The 24,090-nt window shown below is 59.2% G+C and carries 28 protein-coding genes and 1 riboswitch; of the genes, 12 read left to right on the top strand and 16 right to left on the bottom strand.

Features of this window, described 5'->3' with window-relative positions; genetic code table 11:
• Nucleotides 1–9: 9 nt before the first annotated feature.
• A complete protein-coding gene (locus AC07N4_RS00620) occupies nt 10–672 on the top strand; it encodes a DUF1266 domain-containing protein (RefSeq protein WP_102621618.1) in 663 nt (220 codons plus the stop codon).
• Between the two features lie 471 nt (nt 673–1,143).
• Here AC07N4_RS00620 and AC07N4_RS00615 read toward each other — a convergent pair whose 3' ends face one another.
• From AC07N4_RS00615 to AC07N4_RS00605, 3 genes are all read right to left on the bottom strand, one after another.
• Nucleotides 1,144–1,413 carry a hypothetical protein gene (locus tag AC07N4_RS00615; protein WP_102621620.1) on the bottom strand — a complete coding sequence of 90 codons (270 nt, stop codon included), beginning with the start codon at nt 1,411–1,413 and terminating at the stop codon, nt 1,144–1,146.
• A 122-nt stretch (nt 1,414–1,535) separates the two neighbouring features.
• Nucleotides 1,536–1,820, bottom strand: coding sequence for a hypothetical protein (locus AC07N4_RS00610; RefSeq protein ID WP_493064684.1), 285 nt, complete (start codon nt 1,818–1,820; stop codon nt 1,536–1,538).
• Nucleotides 1,821–2,012: 192 nt separating this feature from the next.
• Entirely contained in the window at nt 2,013–2,744 is a 732-nt protein-coding gene (locus AC07N4_RS00605; protein ID WP_493064683.1) for an NAD-dependent epimerase/dehydratase family protein, read from the bottom strand.
• Between the two features lie 181 nt (nt 2,745–2,925).
• On the opposite strand from AC07N4_RS00605, the gene AC07N4_RS00600 reads away from it, so the two are divergent.
• The 3 genes from AC07N4_RS00600 to AC07N4_RS00590 are packed head-to-tail and all read left to right on the top strand — an operon-like array spanning nt 2,926 to nt 5,253.
• On the top strand, nt 2,926–4,074 hold the full coding sequence (locus AC07N4_RS00600) for a tetratricopeptide repeat protein (RefSeq protein WP_493064682.1): 1,149 nt from the start codon (nt 2,926–2,928) through the stop codon (nt 4,072–4,074).
• Between the two features lie 47 nt (nt 4,075–4,121).
• Nucleotides 4,122–4,589 (top strand): metallophosphoesterase family protein, encoded by a 468-nt coding sequence (locus tag AC07N4_RS00595; protein ID WP_493064681.1) that lies wholly within the window; start codon nt 4,122–4,124, stop codon nt 4,587–4,589.
• A gap of 43 nt (nt 4,590–4,632) precedes the next feature.
• Entirely contained in the window at nt 4,633–5,253 is a 621-nt protein-coding gene (locus AC07N4_RS00590; RefSeq protein ID WP_096821713.1) for a LysE family translocator, read from the top strand.
• Nucleotides 5,254–5,370: 117 nt separating this feature from the next.
• Here the strand turns inward: AC07N4_RS00590 and AC07N4_RS00585 are convergent, their stop codons facing one another.
• On the bottom strand, nt 5,371–5,832 hold the full coding sequence (locus tag AC07N4_RS00585; RefSeq protein WP_096821712.1) for a hypothetical protein: 462 nt from the start codon (nt 5,830–5,832) through the stop codon (nt 5,371–5,373).
• A gap of 218 nt (nt 5,833–6,050) precedes the next feature.
• Between AC07N4_RS00585 and AC07N4_RS00580 the strand changes: the two genes are divergently transcribed.
• From AC07N4_RS00580 to arsH, 4 genes are all read left to right on the top strand, one after another.
• A complete protein-coding gene (locus tag AC07N4_RS00580) occupies nt 6,051–6,719 on the top strand; it encodes a hypothetical protein (protein ID WP_493064680.1) in 669 nt (222 codons plus the stop codon).
• Between the two features lie 103 nt (nt 6,720–6,822).
• Entirely contained in the window at nt 6,823–7,170 is a 348-nt protein-coding gene (locus tag AC07N4_RS00575) for a metalloregulator ArsR/SmtB family transcription factor (protein WP_273539799.1), read from the top strand.
• Nucleotides 7,171–7,179: 9 nt separating this feature from the next.
• Nucleotides 7,180–7,650 carry an arsenate reductase ArsC gene (locus AC07N4_RS00570; protein ID WP_273539800.1) on the top strand — a complete coding sequence of 157 codons (471 nt, stop codon included), beginning with the start codon at nt 7,180–7,182 and terminating at the stop codon, nt 7,648–7,650.
• A gap of 11 nt (nt 7,651–7,661) precedes the next feature.
• A complete protein-coding gene (gene arsH / locus AC07N4_RS00565; RefSeq protein ID WP_102621627.1) occupies nt 7,662–8,351 on the top strand; it encodes an arsenical resistance protein ArsH in 690 nt (229 codons plus the stop codon).
• A gap of 56 nt (nt 8,352–8,407) precedes the next feature.
• On the opposite strand, the gene AC07N4_RS00560 is transcribed toward arsH, so the two are convergent.
• The 5 genes from AC07N4_RS00560 to AC07N4_RS00540 form a co-directional block, all read right to left on the bottom strand.
• Nucleotides 8,408–8,758: a copper-binding protein gene (locus tag AC07N4_RS00560; RefSeq protein WP_273539803.1), complete on the bottom strand. Its 351-nt coding sequence runs from the start codon at nt 8,756–8,758 to the stop codon at nt 8,408–8,410.
• Entirely contained in the window at nt 8,755–11,913 is a 3,159-nt protein-coding gene (locus AC07N4_RS00555; protein WP_493064679.1) for an efflux RND transporter permease subunit, read from the bottom strand. Before AC07N4_RS00555 ends, AC07N4_RS00560 begins: the two co-directional genes overlap by 4 nt.
• A complete protein-coding gene (locus AC07N4_RS00550; RefSeq protein WP_493064678.1) occupies nt 11,910–13,157 on the bottom strand; it encodes an efflux RND transporter periplasmic adaptor subunit in 1,248 nt (415 codons plus the stop codon). Before AC07N4_RS00550 ends, AC07N4_RS00555 begins: the two co-directional genes overlap by 4 nt.
• Entirely contained in the window at nt 13,154–14,410 is a 1,257-nt protein-coding gene (locus AC07N4_RS00545) for a TolC family protein (RefSeq protein ID WP_493064677.1), read from the bottom strand. Before AC07N4_RS00545 ends, AC07N4_RS00550 begins: the two co-directional genes overlap by 4 nt.
• A gap of 99 nt (nt 14,411–14,509) precedes the next feature.
• Nucleotides 14,510–14,851: a hypothetical protein gene (locus AC07N4_RS00540; RefSeq protein WP_096821826.1), complete on the bottom strand. Its 342-nt coding sequence runs from the start codon at nt 14,849–14,851 to the stop codon at nt 14,510–14,512.
• 158 nt (nt 14,852–15,009) lie between these two features.
• Here AC07N4_RS00540 and AC07N4_RS00535 point away from each other — a divergent pair, with 158 nt between their 5' ends.
• On the top strand, nt 15,010–17,394 hold the full coding sequence (locus tag AC07N4_RS00535) for a DUF3772 domain-containing protein (protein ID WP_493064676.1): 2,385 nt from the start codon (nt 15,010–15,012) through the stop codon (nt 17,392–17,394).
• A gap of 30 nt (nt 17,395–17,424) precedes the next feature.
• On the opposite strand, the gene AC07N4_RS00530 is transcribed toward AC07N4_RS00535, so the two are convergent.
• Nucleotides 17,425–18,321, bottom strand: coding sequence for an EamA family transporter (locus AC07N4_RS00530; RefSeq protein WP_273536363.1), 897 nt, complete (start codon nt 18,319–18,321; stop codon nt 17,425–17,427).
• A 109-nt stretch (nt 18,322–18,430) separates the two neighbouring features.
• Between AC07N4_RS00530 and AC07N4_RS00525 the strand changes: the two genes are divergently transcribed.
• From AC07N4_RS00525 to AC07N4_RS00515, 3 genes are all read left to right on the top strand, one after another.
• Entirely contained in the window at nt 18,431–19,216 is a 786-nt protein-coding gene (locus AC07N4_RS00525; RefSeq protein ID WP_273536364.1) for an AraC family transcriptional regulator, read from the top strand.
• Nucleotides 19,217–19,305: 89 nt separating this feature from the next.
• Nucleotides 19,306–19,366, top strand: a riboswitch (Fluoride riboswitch).
• A gap of 144 nt (nt 19,367–19,510) precedes the next feature.
• Complete coding sequence (gene crcB, locus AC07N4_RS00520) at nt 19,511–19,894, top strand: fluoride efflux transporter CrcB (protein WP_096821701.1); 384 nt, start codon at nt 19,511–19,513, stop codon at nt 19,892–19,894.
• A gap of 10 nt (nt 19,895–19,904) precedes the next feature.
• A complete protein-coding gene (locus tag AC07N4_RS00515; protein ID WP_273536365.1) occupies nt 19,905–20,258 on the top strand; it encodes a DUF190 domain-containing protein in 354 nt (117 codons plus the stop codon).
• Between the two features lie 76 nt (nt 20,259–20,334).
• Here the strand turns inward: AC07N4_RS00515 and AC07N4_RS00510 are convergent, their stop codons facing one another.
• From AC07N4_RS00510 to AC07N4_RS00485, 6 genes are all read right to left on the bottom strand, one after another.
• Entirely contained in the window at nt 20,335–20,499 is a 165-nt protein-coding gene (locus tag AC07N4_RS00510; protein ID WP_493064675.1) for a DUF2986 domain-containing protein, read from the bottom strand.
• Between the two features lie 52 nt (nt 20,500–20,551).
• The gene (locus tag AC07N4_RS00505; protein WP_493064674.1) at nt 20,552–21,247 is read right to left on the bottom strand and encodes a tRNA (adenine(22)-N(1))-methyltransferase; all 696 of its coding nucleotides are present in this window, start codon (nt 21,245–21,247) and stop codon (nt 20,552–20,554) included.
• A 106-nt stretch (nt 21,248–21,353) separates the two neighbouring features.
• Nucleotides 21,354–21,950 carry a LysE family translocator gene (locus AC07N4_RS00500; RefSeq protein WP_493064673.1) on the bottom strand — a complete coding sequence of 199 codons (597 nt, stop codon included), beginning with the start codon at nt 21,948–21,950 and terminating at the stop codon, nt 21,354–21,356.
• A gap of 105 nt (nt 21,951–22,055) precedes the next feature.
• Complete coding sequence (locus AC07N4_RS00495) at nt 22,056–22,373, bottom strand: hypothetical protein (protein ID WP_493064672.1); 318 nt, start codon at nt 22,371–22,373, stop codon at nt 22,056–22,058.
• Between the two features lie 113 nt (nt 22,374–22,486).
• Nucleotides 22,487–23,017: a hypothetical protein gene (locus AC07N4_RS00490; RefSeq protein WP_493064671.1), complete on the bottom strand. Its 531-nt coding sequence runs from the start codon at nt 23,015–23,017 to the stop codon at nt 22,487–22,489.
• A 168-nt stretch (nt 23,018–23,185) separates the two neighbouring features.
• Nucleotides 23,186–24,022, bottom strand: a complete 837-nt coding sequence (locus AC07N4_RS00485) for an AraC family transcriptional regulator (RefSeq protein ID WP_273536369.1) — start codon at nt 24,020–24,022, stop codon at nt 23,186–23,188.
• Nucleotides 24,023–24,090: the final 68 nt, after the last annotated feature.

The raw sequence follows: 24,090 nt of genomic DNA, 5'->3' as shown, positions 1-24,090 counted from the left end.
GAGAGCGGCATGTTTTTGCTTATCGCAGTTGTTGTTTCAGCCTGGATGTTGTGGCGAGCATTCAGACCGCGTGGCGCCCAGTTGTTCAGCCAACGCAGGCACTGGTCGCTGCTGCTGGCCAGGCCCATGGCCGATGCGATGGACGTCGAGGGCTTCTACTCGCCGGCGTGCGATCACTTCACCGAGCAAGCGCAGACGATCGTGCGGGCAGCGCTGCTGCACCAGGCCGGGATACGCAGCGATTGCAATGACGAAGCGGTGCGGTCGCATTTCAATGCGACCCTCGAACAGCGATGGTACGGCCTCGATCTGCAGGCACTGAAGGTTGGCGATGAGCCCCGTGCGGCCATGGCCTTTGCCTGTGTGCGGGTGGCGTTTCTGGTCCGTTGTGCGCTGCTGATGCGTTGGCTCGAGCCCGACCTCGCCTGGCGTGTGCTGCTGCTCAATGCACAGCGGGCGCAGGACTGTTTCGACAGTTGGGAAGATTTCGGCAAGGCCTACCAGCTGGGGCGCGAGCAGTGGGTGGCGGCGTTTCGCGTCGATTCGCTGGGCAAGGCGTTCCATGAGCAGCACCTGCGCCAGTTGCTGACGCCCGGCAGCGGTGCCTGGGCCGATGTACTCTGGGGTACGCCAGCGGCGTTTAACCTGGTTCTGGCGAAAGCGCTTGGGTGAGCGCGTTGTGTCAGAATCGGATGGCCTGCATGGGATCGGAATCTTGTTTTTGTGTGGCGCAATACAAGCTGCCGACCCATGCAGGTCTCTTCAATTCCCGACTTCTTGATCTGTTGTAAGAAAAAGCGGGGAATTCTCAGAATCAGTCCCTTTCATATCAGTGCAAGTCAGAGGGGTTTCTTCATTGAGAGCCGTACTCGTTGCCATTCATTCCAGCAGTCCTCGGCCACTAAGTCCCGGAAACCACGTTCGTTCTCCATGTCAAAGGCGACATCGAATGGAACTGCAACACACGTGGCTTGGTCACGGATCTTGAGGACTTCGGACTCTGTGAGTGGCGAGCCTTTGTCAGTTTCGGGTCGAAACCAGTCACTCGCGAACGTCTGCTTTTGGCCGTTCTCTGCCAGTCGCGTGACTCAGAAAACCCCAAATAAATAGCCGATGTCGAACACAACAAACCGTCGGGAAGAATTACTTCCCGGGTTTCAAACGTTCGATTGCTTCGAGGAGCTGGCCGTCGAAGTACTCGGTTTCATCTCGTTCCTGGTCTTTCAGGCGGCGTTTCGCCTCGATGAGCATGTGTTCGGTGGCAATGTTCTGATTCAAAAAAGTAGCAACCATAAGATCATTCAATCTCTCCAAAGGCGTATCCCAGGCCTCCTTGCAACGCTGAATGAGTCCTGTGGGGGCATCCCCACTCCATGGACCTGCGATATCCGAGACTGCCAGGGTGGAGGTCATGAGCCTGCCTCTGTGAGCAATTGAAGGTCTGGTAATTTCGCACGCTCGGGAGTGAATGAGTGAGTGAGTGAATAGCAAAATCGAATCCAGTTTCTGGCCGTAAGCGATCATTCAAACTGAATTTAGCCCATCGTATTTTTGGCTTCGGCGTCAAACCTGCCAAGCAATGCAGCCCCCTCCGAAACCCCAAGAATTCCATCGACCGCAGCGATTTTCCGGACCACGCTGTCGAGCCGAAAATCCTCATGCCCGTACACCGCCTCAGCTTCATTGTGAACGGCATAGGCAAGGTGGGCCGCGATACGAACGCTCATTGGTGCGTCCACATCACTTCCCAGGTAATCACCCAGCAACGTCTTGATCTCAAGCAATGTGAGTGCGAGCAATCGGGTTTGGTCAGTCTGCATAGAAGGCCTTCAGTAAGCACAACGTATTTGCCAGCGGGTTTCGTCAGATAACATAACCTCTCGGCCGGGCAACAAGAAAAAGGGGGTTGATATATTTTTCAAATAATCCCCCCACCCTTTTACTCCTTTCGCATCAGTCAGATGTGTTCCTGATTCACTCAGGCGAACTCGCAAGCACTGCACTCAATTCGATCAATCGCGCCCTTCCAGAATCTCGAATGAGTTATCAAGCGGCGCGTACCCAACGGTTTTTCTAGTCTGATCAATTGAAAGGCGTTTGTAGCGGTTATCCGAGACACCATGGACAACATGGAATCCGCTCAGCTCGGCCTCGACGCATCGCTCCAGTAACGCAACGACATCCCTGAAGCTGATAAACGCAGCCACGTCCCGGGGGCTGTGGGTTTCGCCAGCATGAAATCTGGCTACGTTCGCAATACGGACCGCGATTGTCGTCATTTGACCATCGTTTGCATGCATCGAAGCCAGCGCTTCGCCAAACGCTTTGCTGACCCCGTAAAGGTTGCCTGGTTTCGGTGCCATCCCTTCATGTATCTGGACGTCTTTCGGATAACCCTCAATCGCCTGGGCACTGCTCGCGAATATGAAACGCTTGCAGCCTTGAGCTTTTGCGGCGAACAGCATGTTGTAGGTGCCGATAATATTCACAGGCAGCAGCGAAGACGTGAAGTCGGCGTCCGGGTTCGGATCAGCAGCGAGATGGATCACAGTGTCTATGCCTTCGCAGGCTTCGAGACAACTGGCCTGATCCCTGATATCGAGAGCGAAACGTTGTGCCGAGTCCGGAAGTGTTGCTACGTCTATATCGGCCAGGCGCAAATCGGATTTATCGTCCCGCGCGGTCCAGAAGGCTCTGCCGATCTGGCCCGAAGCCCCCGTGATCAAAATTTTTGGCGTGCTCATGTCCGTATGTCCTTTTGGTAAGCCTCACGCCAGCCTCTCAGGCTTGTGACCGATTCACAACATTCAAGATGATTGAAAAGTGTGAACGCCGAATGTTGTCTATGGAGGAGAACAGGTTAGAACCCGCAAGACTGGGCAGTACGAAAAAGCATCGATACACTCCCCGCTCACCACTCTACGAATGGATTCGAAATTGCGCCGGTTTTCAGTTGTTCTAATACTCAGCGTCGTTGCATATCTCGTTGTTACCTTCTTTATCACGCTGTGGCGAAGCCCTTTTAACCTCACCACCTTGATCGCTTCAGCCTACGAGGACGGCCTGGTAGTTGGCCGCAACCCTGGCAAAGCTGCCGAGTGGTATTTGAGCGCAGCAGAAAAAGGAGACCGTCTCGCGCAGTTCAAGCTCGGCCTCATTGAATATTACGGTCGAGGTGTTGAAGTTGATCGACCAAAAGGCATGCGGTTGATAAGCGAGTCGGCTGAGCACGGCAACCCGGACGCCCAGTATTTCATGGGCGTTTCGAGCATTGCGGGCCTGGAAATACCGAGGGACTTTACCCAGGCCGCTACGTGGTTTCGCAAGGCTGCAGAACAAGGTCACGCCAAATCTCAACGTCAACTCGCTACCCTTTATTACAAAGGTACCGGTGTCGAGGCAGACCCGCGGCAGGCTTTCAACTGGGCCAGCAAAGCAGCCGCCCAGGACGATAACGAGGCTCTGACATTACTGGGCACTCTCTATTTGTTTGGTCACGGCGTTTCAGCAGACCCTCAACATGCCGTGAAATTACTCACCCAAGCGGCCACTGCTGGCGACAGTCAGGCATCCGGATTGTTGGGAGCGACTTATTTCAACGGCGTGGGCACGAGCATCCCCAAAGATCTGTCAGCCGCATTAAATTGGTATACCCGCTCGGCCGAACAGGGCGAGGCCAAGGCACAGTACGTCCTCGGCGCTCTCTATAGCGGCGGCACCGATGTGCCGGTGAACTATCCACTGGCAAATCGCTGGTTGTTGCAGGCGGCCCTTCAAGGACACGCTGTTTCGCTCGTTACCCTTGCCGTTCATCTCGATAACGGGCAAGGCTTCGAGAAGAACAAGCGCAAGGCTTGCGGGTTATTGCGTGTAGCGCTCAAACAGACGCTGCCTGACGACATGGCAGGCCCCATGCGCGTGCAGCTTGAGAATGAAGAGAAGACACTTTCCCCGGAACAACTGACCGAAGTACTGGCTATGGAAAAACTCTACTCAAGCCCAGCGGGTCTCAGGGAACTGCAAGGTGATCTGACAAGCGAACAGATAGCGAAACCCGCTGAGCCGACAGGCTGAATTCGGTGGAAGCCAGCATCCCGGCCCTACTCAACCCGGAGCTCCGCATGAAGATCGGCCTCATCTCCGACACCCACAACCTCCTGCGCCCCGAAGCCCTGGCCGCGTTGCAAGGCTGCGATCAGATCATCCATGCCGGCGACATCGGTAACGCGGACATCCTCGCGCAAATGACCGAAATCGCCCCCGTCCACGCAGTGCGCGGCAACAACGATCTGAACAGTCCGTGGGCCCAAGACCTCCCCGACCTCCTGAGCGTAAACCTCAACGGCTGGTCAACCCTCCTCATCCACGACATCGCCGACGTCCCCACTGACCTCGACCCCAACGTGAAACTCATCATCACCGGCCACTCCCACAAACCCCGAATCGAATGGCGCGGCGACCGGCTCTACGTCAATCCGGGCAGCGCCGGTCCCCGGCGTTTCAAACTGCCGGTCACCCTGGCAATCCTTGAGATACAACCTGATGCCATCGAACCCCGCCTCATCTCCCTGCTGGATCCCCCCGCCTGAAACCGCTACCGTTCCCCCATCCAGAACAGGAAACCCACGTGCCATGTCCATCGCCGACAACCTCCTCGCCTTCACTTTCGCCGCCACACTGCTGACGCTGACACCCGGTCTCGACACCGCGCTGGTTCTGCGCACCGCCACCGTCGAAGGCAAGCAACAGGCCTTGCGCGCTGCGTTGGGCATCAACGCCGGTTGCCTGTTGTGGGGTGCGGCGGTGGCGTTCGGCCTCGGGGCGTTGATTGCGGTGTCGGAGCTGGCCTACAACCTGTTGAAGTACTGCGGTGCGGCGTATCTGGCGTGGCTCGGGTTGAACATGCTGCTGCGCCCTCGCCGCTCGCTGGCTCCCGCCGAAGCCAACGGCAAGCCGGGGGCCAACTGGTTTTTGAAGGGCATGCTGGGGAATGTGCTCAATCCGAAGATCGGGATTTTCTACGTGTCGTTTCTGCCGCAGTTCATTCCGCAAGGGCAGCCGCTTGTGCCCTGGACGTTCGGGCTGGTGAGCATTCATGTGGTGCTCGGGTTGATCTGGTCGCTGGTGTTGATCGGCGCGACACAGCCCCTGTCCGGGTTTCTGCGACGGGAGAAGGTGATTCGCTGGATGGATCGCACCACCGGGATGATTTTCGTGCTGTTTGCGGCGCGACTGGCCTTCAGCAAGCGCTGAGTCGCCCGAACTTACGGGGTCAAAAAACAAGAGGGGGATTTTGAATAAGTATTCAAAATCCCCCTCTTCGTTCAATCGCTGAAAGCGCGTTACTTCACAGCCATCGCTTTAACCTTGTCAGTGCACACGCTTACCAACGATTTCACCGGTAGCCGCGTCTTCCAACCATATTTCCAATCGGTTGAGACCCACATATTGCGAACGGGCGATGATCTTCTGACCGGGTTTGCCTTCGAACTCCAGATCGGCAAACAGGAACTGCAACGGCAGATTGTATTCCAGTTGAATCGTGTACTTCCCCGGGATCAGCACAGCACGCTGAGGCGAGTCATTCTTGTAATAGTAAGTGGAGAATGGAATGTTCCCCACTTTCTTGTCGTTGATTCTAATGATGTTCAGGTTTGGCTCGCCGTCCCCCCAGGAGCGCTGAGGCCTTCCGGCATAGGTATCGGTTTCGACGACGGTGTAACGGGTTTCGTCGCTCGGCTCACCGGACTGTACGTTCGAATACGCAGGCATCTCTGCACAACCCTGCAGGCACAGCAGCAGGATAAACGTCGGTATCGCAATCTTGATCATTGATAAATCTGCATTGATTGAAGATGAAAACTTGATGTCCTGGCAGTCGACCAAGTCAAAGCACGCGTTGTTTCGCAATGAAGGCCACATGCTATCACTCACCCCGAAAAAGTCACCCTCGCGGGTTGTGGATTGGCGAGCATCTGGCCTTCAGCCAGCGCCTGGGCTGGCGATAACCTGGTAAGCGTTTTACCGGCTGATGAAGACCCGAGAGCCACATGATGGACTACGATCACCCCATGAAAATCCACTTCCCCACATTCTGGTCACAGGACTCCGGCATCGATTACAGTGCCCCGGTACTCCACCTCCACGACTTATTGCCACGTGTTGGCCAAACCACATCGGCCCGTTTTGATCAACGCGAACCGATCCGCACCGGCGAAACAATTCAGGTCATTTGGTGCCCGCCGGTATCCGACCTGAATGGCTGGGATGGACAGCCTTCGGAAATTGCGCAGAGCTACCTCCTGACCGCCAAAGTCGTCGGCACTGCCCCCTCAGGCCTTTATCGATACGAACTCGAAATCCTTGCCTGTGAGCGGTTTGTGAATGTATTGCGAGCGCTTGTGGAGGATTTGCAGACGCAGCAAAACTTCATACACCTGGATCGTCTGGCCTGGGATGAAGTGTCTTGGGCTGGCAGTGCTACTGTTGAGGAGTTCACCTACCTGACCGCCAGCACACCGCATGAAGCCTTCATGGAGTTGATCGTAAAAGTCATTGGGAACGAGGTCATCGGACTGTTTTCGCTGCACATCGATCCGGGCGGTGTTTTCTGCAGACTGGGCAGCAAGCGTCTGGCAGGTTCGGAACTGACAACAGTCAAACGGACGCTCGCCCTTGCCCGTCCACTGCACGACATCCTGGCCCCTTACCTTGCGTGATCCTCTCTGACAGCGTTTCCGCAGAGTTCATTAAAGAAGAGGCTTGCCCAATACATATGGAAATCCGTATATTCGGACAACCATATGTATTGAAGGCATTGTCATGCTCAATCCCGCCTCCGTTTTCAAATGCCTCGCCGACGAAACCCGCGCCCGGGCCACGCTGCTGATCACCCGTGAAGGTGAGCTGTGTGTCTGCGAACTGGCCTGCGCGCTGGACGACAGTCAGCCAAAGATTTCCCGCCATCTCGCGCAGTTGCGCACCTGCGGCTTGCTGCTGGATCGCCGTCAGGGCCAGTGGGTTTATTACCGGCTCAACCCTGACCTGCCAGCGTGGATCCGAACACTGCTTGAAACCACCCTGGCCGCCAACACCGCGTGGCTGGAAGAAAACAGCGCCCGGCTCGATGCCATGGGTGACCGCCCGCTCAATACATCCGCCTGCTGCTGAGGACCGAACATGCGCGTTCTATTCATGTGCACCGCCAACAGCTGCCGCAGCATTCTGTCCGAAGCGATGTTCAATCACCTTGCGCCGCAAGGTTTCGAAGCGGTCAGCGCCGGCAGTTTCCCCAAGGGCCAGGTGCTGCCGCGCAGCCTGACCACGCTGCAGGAGGCCGGCATTTCCATCGCCGGGTTGAGCAGCAAGGGCAACGACGCCTTCGAAGACAACCCGCCGGACATTGTCATCACCGTGTGCGACAAGGCTGCCGGCGAAGCCTGCCCCGTCTACTTCGGCCCGGCCTTGAAGGCCCATTGGGGGCTAGAGGATCCGTCGGAGGTGCGCGGCGATGAAGCCGCCATCAACGCAGCCTTCCACGGGACCCTCGCCCGGATCAAAACCCGCTGCCGGGCCTTCCTCGCCCTGCCCTTCGCCCAACTCGACCGCGATGCCCTCAAGCGCGAGCTCGACCGCATCAGCACGCTGTGACCGGAGCCGTCATGACCGACCTGCCCAACCTCGATCCATCACTGATTCAGAAAACCACCCGCGACGACGGACTCCACAAGCCGCGCATTCTGCTGTTGTACGGCTCGACCCGCCCACGCTCGTTCAGCCGATTGCTGGTGGAAGAAGCCGCGCGACTGCTGGAGCACTTCGGAGCCGAGACGCGGATCTTCAACCCCTCGGGCTTGCCGCTGCCGGACGATGCGCCCGGCGACCATCCGAAAGTCCAGGAACTGCTTGAGCTGATGCAATGGTCCGAAGGCCAGGTCTGGTGTTCGCCCGAACGTCACGGCGCGATGTCGGCGGTGTTCAAGGCGCAGATCGATTGGGTGCCGCTGGCGCTCGGTGCGGTGCGCCCGACCCAGGGCAAGACCCTGGCGGTGATGCAGGTCTGCGGTGGTTCGCAATCGTTCAACGTGGTCAATCAACTGCGCGTGCTGGGCCGCTGGATGCGCATGTTCACCATCCCCAATCAGTCGTCGGTGCCCAAGGCGTATCTGGAGTTTGACGAAGGCAATCGCATGAAGCCTTCGGCGCTGTACGACCGTGTGGTCGACGTGATGGAGGAACTGGTGAAATTCACGCTGTTGCTGCGTGATCGCCCGGACCTGGTGGATCGCTACTCGGAGCGCAAGGAGTCGGCGGAGGAACTGATGCAGCGGGTCAATCAGCGCTCGATCTGAAAACCTGAATAAAAACCGGCGCGATGATTCGCGCCGGTTTTTTTTACTTCACAGCCTTACTGGCTGATCGAAACCAGCGTCGCTTTGCTGCCCTCCATCCGGAACGAAAACTTCACCCGGTCCCCCACCGCCAACCCGGCCAACTGTTCCTCAGTTGCCGCAAACCCCATGGTCATCGGCGGCCACTGCAACGCCGCAACCGCACCATGAGCGATGGTCACAGTGTGCTTCGTGGCATCGATGGCCTTGATCGTGCCTTCGGCATTCGCGGCCGGAGCCTGTTGAGTGGCGGCCTGCATCTGCATGCCCTGCATGTCGTCCATCTTCATGCCGGGCATGTCCTCGGCGTGGGCAGTCAATGCAAACGCAACCAGCGTGCCGGCAACAGTGATCGGGATCAGTTTCATGAGGTTTTTCCTTCAGGTTGGAGGGTTTCAACGGACAAGTGACGACGGCGCATCAGTCGATACGCCGCCGGGATGACGAACAGGGACAACAAGGGCGCCGTGACCATGCCGCCGACCATGGGCGCGGCGATGCGGCTCATGACTTCGCTGCCGGTGCCGCTGCCGAGCAGAATCGGCAACAGACCGGCGATGATCACGGCCACGGTCATGGCTTTGGGGCGTACGCGCTGCACGGCGCCTTCGCGAATCGCTGCGACCAGTCCGCGCTCGGTGCGGTCGCCGAGGTCTTCGCGTTCAGCCCAGGCGTTTTTCAGGTAGAGCAGCATGATCACGCCGAACTCGGCAGAGACCCCGGCCAGTGCGATAAACCCGACCCCGGTGGCGACCGACAGGTTGTAGCCCAGCAGGTAGAGAAACCACGCACCGCCGCTCAGGGCGAATGGCAACGTGGCCATGATCAGCAGCGCCTCATCGAAGCGGGCGAAGGTCAGGTAGAGCAGCACAAAGATGATCAGCAGCGTGGCCGGCACCACGAGTTTCAGGCGAGCGTTGGCCCGTTCGAGAAACTCGAACTGCCCCGAGTAGCTCAGGCTCATGCCCGGCTGCAACTTGACCTGTTCGCTGACCGCGCGGCGCAGATCAGCCACCACCGAAGCGATGTCCCGGCCCCGCACGTCGATGTACACCCAGCCGGACGGTCGGGCGTTTTCGCTCTTGAGCATCGGCGGGCCGTCCGTGACCTTGATCTTCGCCAGCATGCCGAGGGTGACCTGACTGCCCGAAGGCGTGTAGATCGGCAGTTGCTCCAGAGCACCGGGCGAGTCACGCCACTCTCGCGGGTAACGGATGTTGATCGGGAAGCGTGCCAGTCCTTCGATGGTTTCCCCGATGTTCTCGCCACCAATGGCACCGGCGACGATCGACTGCACATCACTGATGTTCAGCCCGTAGCGACCTGCGGCGTTGCGATCGATATCGACGTCGATGTAGCGGCCACCGGTCAGGCGTTCGGCCAACGCAGAACTGACGCCGGGCACCCCTTTGGCCACGCGTTCGACGGCTTGAGTGGCCGCGTCGATCTGGGCCAGATTGTTGCCGGCGACTTTCACGCCGATGGGACTTTTGATCCCGGTGGCGAGCATGTCGATGCGGTTGCGGATCGGCGGGATCCAGATGTTGGTCAGGCCCGGCACCTTCACCACACGGTCCAGTTCTTCCACCAGTTTTTCCGGGGTCATGCCCGGGCGCCATTGCTCATGGGGCTTGAACTGAATGGTGGTTTCGAACATCTCCAGCGGTGCCGGATCGGTGGCGGTTTCGGCACGGCCGGCCTTGCCGAACACATGCTCGACCTCGGGCACGGTCTTGATCAGGCGATCGGTCTGTTGCAGCAACTGCGAGGCTTTTTGCGCCGACAGTCCCGGTAAGGCCGATGGCATGTACAGCAGATCACCCTCGTCCAGCGGCGGGAGAAACTCGCCACCGAGCCTGGAGATCGGCCATGCCGCGCTGATGAACACCAGCAGCGCCACCAGCAAGGTGAATTTCGGTCGGCGCAACACCGCATCCAACGCCGGTTGGTAGATCCGGATCAGCCAGCGGTTGAGCGGATTGCGGCGCTCATCCGGAATCCGCCCGCGAATCCAGTAGCCCATCAGCACCGGTACCAGTGTCACCGACAAGCCCGCTGCCGCCGCCATCGCGTAGGTCTTGGTGAACGCCAGCGGACCGAACAGCCGCCCCTCCTGAGCCTGCAAGGTAAACACCGGAATGAACGACAGCGTGATGATCAACAGGCAAAAAAACAGCGCCGGCCCCACTTCCGCTGCCGCGTCTGTCATCACCTGCCAATGGCGCTCGCCCTTGAGTTCCTGTCCCGGATTGGCCGCGTGCCACGCTTCGATTTTCTTGTGGGCATTCTCGATCATCACCACGGCTGCATCGACCATCGCGCCGATGGCGATGGCAATCCCGCCCAACGACATGATGTTGGCGTTCAGCCCCTGATGGCGCATCACGATAAAAGCGATCAGCACACCCACCGGCAACGAGATGATCGCCACCAATGAAGAGCGCAAATGCCAGAGGAAGATCCCGCAAACCAGCGCGACGACGATGAACTCTTCGAACAGTTTGTGGCTGAGGTTATCGACGGCGCGGTCGATCAGCTTGCTGCGATCGTAAGTGGTGACGATCTCCACGCCGGGCGGCAGGCTGCTTTTCATGTCGTCGAGCTTGGCCTTGACCGCCGCGATGGTCTCGCGGGCGTTCTTGCCGCTGCGCAGGATCACCACGCCACCGACGGTCTCGCCCTGGCCGTCCAGCTCGGTGATGCCCCGGCGCATGTCCGGCCCGGTCTGGATCGTCGCGACATCGCCCAGGGTCACTGGCACCCCGCCGGCGCCGAGTTTGAGCGGGATCGCCCGGAAGTCGTCGAGGCTCTTCAGGTAGCCGGAGGCCCGCACGATGAACTCGGTCTCGGCCATTTCCAGCACGGCACCGCCGGTTTCCTGATTGGCTTTGCCGATGGCCTCACGCACCTGCGCCAGGGTGATGCCGAGACTGGCCAGCCGCACCGGGTCGGGCTGCACCTGATACTGCTTGACCATGCCGCCGAGGGTGGCGACTTCGGCGACGTTGGGCAGGGTCTTGAGCTCGAATTTGAGGAACCAGTCCTGCAACGCGCGCAACTGCGCCAGATCGTGCTGGCCACTGCGATCCACCAACGCGTACTGATAGATCCAGCCGACCCCGGTGGCGTCCGGTCCCAACGCCGGTTTGGCACTGGCCGGCAGGCGACTCTGGATCTGGCTCAGGTATTCCAGCACCCGCGAGCGCGCCCAGTACTGATCGGTGCCGTCCTCGAACAGCACATAAACGAAGCTGTCACCGAAGAACGAATAGCCGCGCACGGTTTTCGCCCCCGGCACCGAGAGCATGGTGGTCGTCAGCGGATAGGTCACCTGGTTCTCGACAATCTGCGGCGCCTGTCCGGGATACGGCGTGCGGATGATCACCTGCACGTCGGACAGATCCGGCAGCGCATCGATCGGCGTGCTCTGCACCGACCACACACCCCAGGCCGTGACAAATAGCGTCGCCAACAGCACCAGAAAGCGGTTGGCCACGGACCAGCGAATCAGCGCGGCGATCATGGCTGGCTCCCCGAGGCGTTCCCGTCCACCTCAAGCGGCTCGGCGACGATGCCCCTGAGACTGGCCTCGGAATCGAGCAGGAACTGGCCGGACGTCACCACTTCCTGCCCCTCCTCCAGACCTTTGAGGATCACCGTTTTGCCGTCGCTTTCCTGACCGAGACGTACCTCTACCGGGCGGTAGTGCCCCGCCTCTTCGGCGAGCATGACCAACGCGCGCTTGCCGGTACGGATGACCGCTTCGGTCGGCACCCACAGGTTGTCTTGCCCGGCCGAGCCGTTCAGCCGCACTTGTGCGGTCATCCCCGGCCGCAAGCGTCCATCAGCGTTGGCCAGTTCGACCCGTACGCGCAGGGTGCGGCTGTCGGGGTTGGTGTCCGGCAGAATCGCGCTGACCTTGCCGTTGAACACGATGCCGGGAAACGCCGGCAGTCGCGCTTCGATGGACTGCCCCTCGGTGATTGAGCCGGTTTGCGACTCCGGTACCGCCACAGCGAGCCAGACACTGCCCAGGCCGTTGATCCGCGCCAGTGTTTCGCCGTTCGCCACGGTCATGCCGGTGCGCACGTTGAGTTCCTGCAACACGCCGCCCACCGGGCTGGTGACGGCCAGGTTCGGCTGAACCTTGCCACTGCGCTCCACGAGGGCAATCAGGTTCGATGGCATGCCGGTCAGTTGCAAACGCTGACGCGCCGCTGTGATCAGGTCCCGGTCGCCGCTGCGCTTGAGGGCGAGAAACTCGGTCTGCGCCGCCGCCCAGTCCGGTACGAGAATGTCTGCCAACGGCGCGCCTGCCGCCAACACATCCCCCGGTGCCCGGGCATAAACCCGTTCGACAAACCCGCTGGTACGCGTCTGGATCACCGCCACATCCCGCTCGTTGAACGCCAGTACGCCCGTCACATCGAGGCTGGAGGCAAAGGCCCCGCGTGTGACCTTTGCCGTGCGCAAGCCCAGATTCTGGGTCAGGCCCGGATCGATGCTGACCGTCGCATTGCCTGCGCCTTCGCTGGCGTATCGCGGTACCAGTTGCATGTCCATGAAGGGCGACTTGCCCGGTTTGTCGAACTTCTGCTGCGGATACATCGGGTCGTACCAGTACAAGGCTTTCGATGTGGCGCCCTGCTCCGGAGCTGCGCCGGGTTCGCCGTTCATGCGCTGATAAGCCACGCCGTAACCTGCGGCAACGCCCACTGCGAGGGCGAGACCGGCCAGCCAGAAGCCATTGAAATTGGGTCGGTTCACAGGCTGGTCTCCCCATAAGCGAAATGCAGACGCGCAGCGGTCAGCGCGCGCTGTTCTTCCACGTCGATCTGTTGGAAGCGAGCCTCAATGAGTTCCCGGCGGGCGCTGACCACCGCGTTCAGATCGCCCTTGCCCGCGCGATAACTGGCCAGGCTCAAGTCGACTTTCTCTTTGGCCAGCGGCACGAGGCTTTGCTGACTGCGCAGCAGCGCCCGGTCGAGCCGCGCGTAGTCGGCCAATTGGTTTTCCAGTTGCTCGGTGTGCTCACGGGACAGGGCTTCGCGCTCGGCTTCCAGCTGGCTGAGTTCGGCTTGTCGGGCGGCGATTTTCGGGTTCTGCCGCGTCTCGGGAAACAACGGCAAATCCCAGGAGAACTGCACGCTGACCATGTCGCCAAACTCGCGGCCACGGTGCTGGTAATCCACTTCCCAGCTCCAGTCGGACTTTTTCTCGGACACCGCCTCTTGCACCTTCGCCTGCGCTTCGCGAGTCATGGGCGCAAACGCGGCCAGTTCGGGATGGTGTTGCAGTTGATGGTTGAAGGTGGCGGGCTCGACCGGCCATTGCGGCAAGTTGCCTTCGGGCCTGTCGTTGGCGGCCGCACCGATCCAGCGTTTGAGGGCCGCTCGGGCCTGGGTGCGCTCCAGTGTCAGGTTGTCTTCCTGCTCCGCCAGTCGGGCGGCCTCCTGCTTCGGCGTCACGGCGTCGGCGGGTTGCGCGCGGCCGCCGGCGATCTGCGCCCGGACGGTGTCGGTCAGCAGACGGTTTTCCTTGTAGAAGTCCTGAAGCAAACCCTGTTTGCGCTCGACCGAATAACTGCCGATCCAGGCCAGTGCCGTGGCCTGACGGACTTTCAGGCGCTCGACGCGACGCTCCGCCGCCGCACGTTCAATGGCCGCGTCGGCGACCTCGATGCGCGCCTTGCGCTTGTCGCCGTTGGGCATGTCCTGGCGCCAGCCGACCATTTGCATGGTCATGAAGTCCTGGTCGAGGCTGTAGCGATCCGGGCCGCCGACGGGATAGTTCTGCACGCCCAGCACCAGTTTCGGATCGGGCAGCTCCCCCGCCGGGATGGCGGCGCTGCTGGCGGCCTGGATTTTTGCATCTTGCGCATTCAGCGACGGCGCATGGGTTTCCGCCAGCCGCAGCGCTTCATCGAGTGTCAGCGCGGCGGCAAAACCCGGCCACGCCAGCACGCTTGCCGCGAGACTGGCCACCAACGGCCACCCCGTGCAATTGCACTTGAATTTCATGTTTACGATTCCTGTGATCGTCCGCTGCGCGCGGTGAAAAACACACGCACAGCCAATCCACTCCGCCTGGGCGGAATGAGCTTCGAAGGGAGACAGGAATCAGACGCGGGGCGGTCGCCAGACCCCGGACGGGGTCGCTACAGGCAGGGAATCACTGAAGAATGAAAGCGTCACGGGGCTGAACACAGTGACGGGCGGCTTGAGGATCGAGACCTGCAGCACGCCGCCGGTCTTGCACTCCTGGCCTGGCTTGCAGGGAGTGCCATGGTCGGCAGGACTTTTCATGTCCTTGCAGCAATCCATGTTCATGCCGTCCATCATCGCCATGCCCATGGCTTGCATCGGGCAGGGTTCTGTCGGCGCCTGCACGCCCGCCATCCCGCTGAGGGGAAGCGCCAGGCTGATCAGGAAGATGAGACAAAACCGCAGATAGCGTTTCATGGCCGGGAGTTTAGTCGCGAAAAAGAGTGCTTTCAATTCGATGCCCGGCGATATCACCGGACACGCATTAAGCCAGGATTAGCAACAGAAAATGATGCAGCAGGCGCCTGATCACCTAACCTCATTGATTGTGTGATCAACCGGAATCAGCCAGTCCCATGCGCAATGCATTGATGTCATTGGTATTCGTCGCTCTGACCCTGCTCGGTCCGGGCCTGACAACCGTGTCGGCCGCCGATTTGTCGAGCACAATCGACATCGGCGCCCCGCTTCCCGGGGTCGGCCAAAACGATCTGCAAGCGTTGCAACAACGTCTCGATGGCCTCAAGCAGCAGATTTCGTCCGCCAACAACTACAACCAGCTCGAAGGCCCGCAGGATCGGGTGCAGATGTTCATTCTGGACATCGATCGGTTGTCGGCGTCGCTGCTGCCGCAGCAGGCACAACTGACCGTGCAACTGGGCGTATTGGGGGCGACGCCGGCGGAAACGGTGGCCGCCGAACAGGCCGATATCGCCGCACAACGGGCGACGCTGATCGAGCAGAAGAACAAAGTCGACACCGCCCTGAAGAACCTGGCGACACTCAAGCAGAACGCCACCGACCTGATCACACAAATTGCCAGCATTCGCCGTACGTTGCTCGAAAGCGAGCTGACCCTCGGCACCGACAGCATCCTGAGCCCCGGCTTCTGGGCACCGTTGGTCGATCCCGACCCTGACGATCGCCAGCGCCTGCGTTCATTCGTCGATCAGATCCAGGAAACCGGCACCGAGGCCTGGCAGCCGGGGCAACGGTTCTACACCAGTGTGCTGGTGGTGCTGGCCTTTATCATCTGGACATTGGGCCGCCGGCTCGCCGACCGCTGGCTGGCGTGGGTGTGCATTCATCGCATGCCGGAAGGTCGGCTGCGCCGCAGTTCCCTGGCGTTTGCCTCGGCGCTGGCGACACTGGCGACCACCGCGATTGCCCTGGAGTTGCTGTATTACGCCTGCACGCGGCATGTGCCGTTGCCACCGATGCTGGCGACGTTTTCCGACGAGTTCCAGAAAGTGGTGTATGCCTGCGTGATGATCACCGGCCTGAGCCGCGCGTTGCTGTCCACCGAGCACCCGTCGTGGCGGCTGCCGGTGATTGCCGAGCCGGTGGCGCAGACACTCAAGCCGTTCGCCCGGATCCTGTCCGCCACGCTGCTGGTGCTGGTGACGGCGGTGCAGGTCAGCAACGCGTCCGGCATGAGCAGCCAGATCGTGATCGCCGGCCGAGGCGTGATTGCGCTGGTGGTACTGGGCATCGTCACGGTGCTGCTGATGCGCGTTGGCAAGGTGCGCAAGGCGCTGGCGGCGGCCGGCGATGCACAGGTGACGGGCAACACGTTCGCCGGCGTGGTCTACACCCTCGCGACACTGGCGATGGTCATTTCATTGGGGGCGTTGCTGACGGGGTATGTGTCGCTGGCCCGGTTCATTACCTACGAACTGGTGTGGGCGTTTATCGTGTTTTCCGGTTTCTACCTGCTGATGCAGTTGCTTAAGGACAGCTGCGAATACTTCTTCTCGCCCCGCCACTCCAGCGGCAAGGCACTGAAGCAACTGCTGGGGGTCGGCGACCGGCGCCTCGAACAAGCCTCGACCCTGCTGGCCGGCGTGGGCCGCGCCGCATTGTTGCTGCTGGCGGTGATCACTCTGTTCGTCGGCGGCATCGGCACCACCCTCGGCCAGTTGGCCACCAACATCGGCGCGATTCTCGGTGGCGCCGGCCTGCGCAAACTGAACATTGTTCCCGGGCATTTGCTCAACGCGGTGCTCGCGCTGCTGATCGGCATTTACCTGATTCGTGCCCTGCGCCGCTGGCTGGACAACGAATTTCTGCCCAAGACTGACATGGACCCGGGCATGTGCGCCTCGCTCAGCACGCTGTTTTCCAATATCGGTTATGCGCTGGTGGTGTTGCTGACGCTGTCTTCGCTGGGCGTGAAGTGGACCAATCTGGCGTGGATCGTCAGTGCGCTGTCGGTGGGGATCGGTTTCGGTTTGCAGGAGATCGTGAAGAACTTCGTCTCCGGTCTGATCCTGCTCACCGAACGCCCGGTCAAGGTCGGCGACTTGATCAGCATCAGCGGCGTCGAGGGCGACATCCGCCGGATCAACGTGCGCGCCACCGAGATCCAGCTCAGCGATCGCTCCATCGTAATCGTGCCCAACTCGCAACTGATCTCGCAGAATCTGCGCAACGTCACCCTCGGCGGCAGTGCCCAGGGCGTGGCGACGCTGGAGCTGATGTTCCCGCTGGACATCGATCCCGAGCAGGTCAAAAACCTGCTGCTCGACACCTACAAAGAGCACGAAACCATCCTTGGCAAACCGGCGCCGTTCGTGCGGTTCAGCAAGCTTTCACCCGATGGCATCACCCTGACCGTGACCGGTTACGTCGACAGCCCGCGGATTGTCGGCAAGACCAAGAGTGATCTGTTGTTCGAGATTCTCAAGCGGCTGGGGGCGGCGGGGATTGAGTTGGCCAAACCGGTGCAGCCGAGTGCCTGATGCGGTTAAACCGGCTGAAAGCGCAGATCCTCAGCGGGATGTGGACACTTGCGGAGCCGAACGCTGTTGAGTGAAGGGCAACTTCACTGAACCCAAGGCCAGCGCCAGTAGAACCAGCAAGATAAACGCCCAATCAAAGGGGCCAGGGTGTTGGCCGAGAATGACCGTCGAACTGACGATGCCAAATACCGGAATCAGCAGCGACAACGGTGCCACGCGCGAAACCGGGTATTCACGCAACAGCAGGTTCCATCCCCAGTAACTGAAGTGCGTCGCGGCGTACACCTGGAACGCGAGTGAAAACAGCGTCATGCCATTCAGTTGCGAAGGCAGCGCATTGAAAGGAGCAGAACCGTGTAGCAGCCACGTCAACAGCAAGAGCGGGATGGGTGGAAACAGACTCGCCCAGACGACGAAGGCAAAGATTTCACGCGCTCTGGAAACCTTGATGATCACGTTGCCCATGCTCCAGGCCACTGCGCTGCCAATCACCAGGGCAAAACCAGCCCTCGGTACATCGCCGGGACTGCACAAGACGATCCCCACCAATCCTGCAGCAGCCAACACACTGCCAATCAACTGAAGCCGTCCCAAGCGTTCTCCAAAGAAGAGCACGCCCCAGCCCAGCGTGAAAAACGCGCTGAACTGGATCAGCAACGACGCGCTACCCGGCGGTACGCCCCATGCGATCCCCTGATTGATCAACGCCCACATCGCGACACCGAAGATCAACCCATAGGCCGCGATCCATCCGAAGGCAACCTGCGGACGCTTGACGAAAAACACCCAGGGCAACGCTGCCAGTGCGAAACGCAACGCCGTCAACAGCAGAGGGTCGATACCGGCCAGCCCGAGCTTGGTGACGGGGAAGTTCAATCCCCAGACAGCCGTTACCAGGACGGCGAGTAAAAAGTGCTTCTTTTGCATATTCAGTGTTTCCCCAGCGCATAGCGGAAATGCTCGTGCCAGGAGAAATATGCAAGCAATCGACCTGGCCTGCTTTCAGTCACAGGCCAACTTTCATTAATATCGGGCCATGCGCGAAAAAACCGTACCGACCTACCAGAACACACCCCGCGATGCCGTCGTGACCGCACGTGACTACGCGGATGGAACGCTGTTCCCGTTGCATGACCACCCGCGTGGACAGTTTGCGTATGCTGCCAGTGGCGTCATCACCGTCTTTACCGATCACGGCAACTGGGTCGTCCCGCCTCAGCGCGGCATCTGGGTCCCGGCGCAACTGCCTCATTCCATGCAGATGCGCGGCCCTGTCACGCTCCACAACACCTATATCCGCAAACATGCGGCGCAGCGTCTCGGGCTGGCGGATCAGTGTCAGGTGTTGGACGTATCGCCGTTGTTGCGCCAGTTGTTGCTGAAGGCAATCGATGTACCTGCGCGCTATTCCACTCAGGGGCGCGACGGTCATCTGATGGGATTACTGCTACATGAAATTGCCGGGATGCCTGCGCTGTCGCTCAACGCGCCGTTGCCGACAGAACCGCGTCTTGCGCGGGTATGCCGCGAATTTCTGACCCAGCCCTCGCTGGAGGTGGGTATCGACGAAATGGCCCAACGTGCAGGCATGAGCCGCCGAACCTTTACCCGACAGTTTCGCGTGCACACGGGCATCAGTTACATCGAATGGCGACAGCAGGCCTGCCTGCTCTCTGCGGTTGTACAGTTGGGAAAAGGTCAGTCGATCACACAGGTCGCGATGATGTTGGGCTATAGCAGCTCGAGTGCATTCACGACGGCTTTCAAGCACTTGCTGGGGGAAGTGCCCAGTCGATACTTTGCAGAAAAATCTCTACTTTAAAGGGGACAGATTTATTTTCTGGATTTATTTTCTGGAAAATCAATCTGTCCCCTTTTGGTCGTTGAAGTGCCGTGTCTGATTGCTATAGGATCTTTGCAGGAGATGGCATTCCTCCTCAAACCGCCTCGTGCTGATGATGCCTACGTGAACCCTGGACAGGGTGCGTAGGCGTGTCTGCTCCCCTGTCCCCCAACCACAGGACAGGATCATGATTCCCTTTATTCAACCCGCCGTTTTTTGCTTTTCCCCTCCGCTACCTGTTTGGCCGCAACGGTCTGAAGAGGTAAGCCCGGTATGCTGAAATCACTTCTGGTCATTGCCGTGGGTGCGTCACTGGGCGCCTGGTTGCGCTGGATCCTTGGCATGAAACTCAATGCTCTGTTCCCCGCGATTCCTCCGGGCACCGTGGTTGCCAATATGGTCGGTGGCTACATCATCGGCCTGGCTATCGCATTCCTTGCTGCCTCCCCTTCCCTAAGTCCTGAGTGGCGGCTGCTGATCATCACCGGCTTCTGTGGCGGGCTGACGACCTTTTCCACATTTTCAGCCGAAACCGTTGCCCTGATTCAGGAAGGCAGACTGCTCTGGGCGCTTGGCTCGATTTCATTGCACGTCGTCGGTTCGCTCGCAATGACTGCGGCGGGACTGTTGTCCTATCAATTGATTGGCACGCGTTAAGGAGACCGAAATGAAAGGTTTTCTGGTGATTTTCTTCACTCAACAAAACCGTCGTCATCAAGGAAAGATGCTCGGCGACTGGATTGTCGATCTGGCAAAGGAACTGGGCCTGCGCGGTGCGACCCTCTCCACTGCCATTGAAGGTTTTGGCCATACCGGGCGACTGCATTCCTCGCACTTTTTTGAGCTGGCGGATCAGCCGACGGAAATCCGAATGGCGATCACCGAAGAAGAATGCGACAGACTGTTCAAGCGCCTGGAAGCGGAAGATTTCTCTGTGTTTTACATAAGGACGCCGATTGAAATGGGCTTTGTCGGCAGAAAGGCCGATAGGCCGCCTCCTTCAACCCATGGCGCCCCATGATCAAGCCCTGAACAAGGACAAAAGGGACAAAAGGGGACAGATTTATTTTCTGAAAATAAATCTGTCCCCTTTTCGTTCAACTCTCAGTGGAAACGACCGAGACCTGAGCCGCTTCAGCTTCCAGTTTCAACCGATCAGCCTTGCTGATGTACTTCGGCTTGTTGCTTTTCGGCGCCAGTTTGGCGTTGGCCTTTCTGGATTTTTCCTTGAAGAGCTGTTGCAGTTTCTTCTGACGGTTCATGGTGTTTTGCCCTGCTTGAAAGTTGTTGAATGATATCAGCCCTGAGTCGGGTTCAAGCGAGCACTTCGGTGATCCACCGCACCTGCCGGGCCACATCCTGCACCTTCTCTTCGCACACGGCATGCCGCGCATGCCCGAAGTGGCTCAGGGTCTGCTGCTTGTGTCGCAACCTGTGTTGCCACTTGCTGACAAACGCCGGGCTGCGCGCCTGCATCTGCAACGGTCCGAAGTACAGTTCCTCAGGGGTGTAGGCCACTGGCCCATCGCGTTCGGCGACGATGATTTCGTAGTCGAAGCGGTTTTCCCGCAAGAGTTCCTCGCAAAGGATCCGGTAGTCGTTGTCCATCAGCCATTGGCGCAACGGTTGCTCGCCGCCGTTGGGTTGCAGGATCAGGCGTTCGCGGCCGCTCAAACGTGCCTTGCCTGCCTCGAGAATGTCGCGGATGGTCTCGCCGCCCATGCCGCAGACGCTGATCGCGGTGATTCCGTCTTGCGGCTCGATCGCCATCAAGCCATTGGCCAGGCGCACGGTGATCTGTTGACCCAGATCGTTTTCACGCACTGTGCGCTCGGCCGAGCGAAACGGCGTCAACGCCATCTCCCCCGCCACCGCCGCCTCGATGGCGCCGCGACGCATCAACGCCACCGGCAGGTAGCCATGATCCGAGCCGATATCGGCCAGGCGCGCACCGGCCGGTACGTGCGCAGCTACACGCTCCAGGCGCATGGACAATGTCTGTTCGTTCAACCGCTACCCCTTTTCACCTTGAGCGTCCGGCACCAGTGGCCGGAACGGGGCGCGATTCTGGGGGGCTACGCGGTGTATTTCAAATTTAAATGACCGGGTGCCTAGATCAGACCAACACCGTCAACCACGCCGACAGCAACAACAAAAACGCCAGCCCGGCATTCATGCGCCGGAATGCCCGAGGTGAACCAAAGAACCGCGCACTGCCCACACCCAGCAACGCCCACGCCGTCATGCACGGCAAGCAGACCAGCAGAAACACAAAGGCCAACAACACCATCCGCGCCTGTTCGTCGCCGTTCCCGCCAAACACGCTCACCACCGCCACGGCCATCATCCAGACCTTGGGGTTGATCAATTGCAGGCCGGCGGCGCCGAACAAGCTGAAGCCGTCATCACCCGCCGCTGCCGAGTCCAGCGATGGCGGCGTACTGCGAAAGATCTGCCATGCCAGCCAGCTCAGCCACAGCACTCCGGCCCAAGCCATCGCCTGCTGCACCCGGGGATAGCGCAGCAGCGTTTCACCCACGCCGAGCCCAACCACCAGCACCACCAGTGCCGCCGACAGACAGGCGCCGAAGATGATCGGCAACGTGGCGAGCATGCCGCGCCGCGAACTGTGGCTCATCACCAGAATATTGGTCGGTCCCGGGGTGATCGAGGCAACGAAGGAAAACAGCAGGAAGGGCAACAACGATTCCATGGCATGGACTCCGAATCAGAACAGGAGGCCATGGTCGCGGTTGTGCGCGGTTCAGTCTGGAAGGTTTGAGCAGTGCTTGCGGGAGTATTGCGGCGCGAAGTAGACCTAATCCAGCAGCTCATGCCTAAGCAGGAAAAACTCTTCCGCCAACTTCTCTGCGATCTCTTCCGCACGCCCGGTGATGTCTACATATAACAAAACCGGATATTCGGGAAATTCCTGTTCCACCGCTTCGCCGTCGAAAGGGTCAATATTGTTTTTCAGCGTGAGGTGCTCTGACTCTTTATTACCAAAGAAATAATATTCACCGCCGTGATAGCTGCTTTCGCGTCTATCAAGGGAAAGCTCGAGACTTTCCTCAACTTTCAAACTGGCGGCTGAAATACTCAAATTTTTGACACCGTACAAATCGTAAGCAGCCATTAATGCACCCTTTGCAAACATGATGTCGGAGTATTCCAGCCTTGAACCTTGCGTCTTGCGCCACCTCCGCTAGATGCCAAGGAAGACCAGATAATTCTCAAACGTCCTCACAACTAATATCGAACCCACTTCCCCGTAGATATCAATTTCGGATTATCAGGGTCAACCAGGTATACCCATTCCGGATCATGCCCCAATGAACCTACTAAAACACCTAACGCATTTGGGTTCTCGGGCGTCGTTGTGTGGTGCACTGCCCCAATATAGCTTCCGATACCATTAGAGCGCAGTTGAAAACGCAAAGAGCCATCAGCATTGTAGATAGCCGCATTATCAGGATAGTTAAAAAACCAGGGAAAGTCAGGCGTACTAAATTTTGAAGGCTCTTCATTGAAAACCACCAAAACCCCTGTTCTATCTTCAAGAATATAGGGTGTCTCACTGACTGGAAGGCGTACTTCAACGCCATTCTCAAGAATCAGGTATTGCTCAAAACGTACGACTGGGTGTTCTAGTGCATATAGCATATTTTTTTTTGTATCTTCGAAGCTGGTAGAGGTTCCGTCCCAGCGGCGAAAATTCTCAAAGAGCAGACCATCATCGAATTCCCACTTCGTTCTTATTTCGGTGATCAACTGACTCACTGCAACAACCTCACTGCCCCCCCTATGAACCTCATACAACTTTGAATGGGTTCGGGGCGTTTTATCCATGGAACTCCCCTGATGTCCGTCACCAGGCAAGCGAGCTTCCTTCATAGCATCCCACATATCGCCCACGTCTCCATCAGGAATTCCGACGTTACACGGGGTTCAGTCTGGAAGGTTTGAGCAGCGTTTGCGGTAGTCGGCAGGGGTCAGGTGATAGGCGCGGCGAAACCAGCGGCCCAGATGGCTTTGATCGGCAAACCCGAGCGCACTGGCGACATTGGCGGGCGTTTCACCCCGCGCCAGCATTTGTCGGGCTCGAGCCAGTCGCAACTGAATCAAGTAGCCATGGGGCGCCAGACCGAAGGCCGACTTGAAGGCCCGGGTCAAACGAAAACGGTCAACCCCGCAGGCCCGGGCCAAATCATCGAGCCCGATATCTTCGAACGCATGAGCATGCAGATAATCCCGCGCAACCTGCGCCACTCGAGGCAACCGTGGATCGAAGGCCAGCCGCTTGCGCCAGTCGAGATGAGCGGTCAGCGATCCGAGCAAGGTGTCAATCGCGCTCTGCCGGACGATGCGCAAATCGCCGTGATGCAGGGCGTGAAAGGCCTGATTGATGGAAGTGGCCAGGCGTGGATCCTGGCTCAGGGTGTCGGCGAACCCGAGCTGACTGTTGTCCGGCACGTGTTCGAACAGCGCAAGCAACTCGCGCTCCAGCCAGTGCGGATCGAAATAGAGCATGGAGTAAGTAAAACCCTCCTCGGTCGGCGCATGCCCATCGTGGATTTCCCCCGGCTCCAGCATGATCACCTTGCCCGGCGTACTGAAATGCCGCACGCGCCGGCAATCGAACTGCTGAACCCCTTGCTCGGTGACGCCCACCAGAAAACTGTCATGCCAGTGCGGGTCATAGGCATGGCCCTGGAAGTGGGCACGAATCGACTCGATCCCGGTGTCGGCATCCTGGGACAGGTCGATCCAGTTGCGTTTGTCCACGCAAGGCTCCAGAGAAATGGGTTCAACGGCTAAATTACCGCGCTTCATGCCAGCGCGTTTAGAAGATT

This window comes from Pseudomonas sp. GW821-FHT09E04 (genome assembly GCF_059416185.1).
The sequence above is the reverse complement of the archived record's forward strand: the minus strand, read 5'-3'. Positions and strand labels throughout refer to the sequence as shown.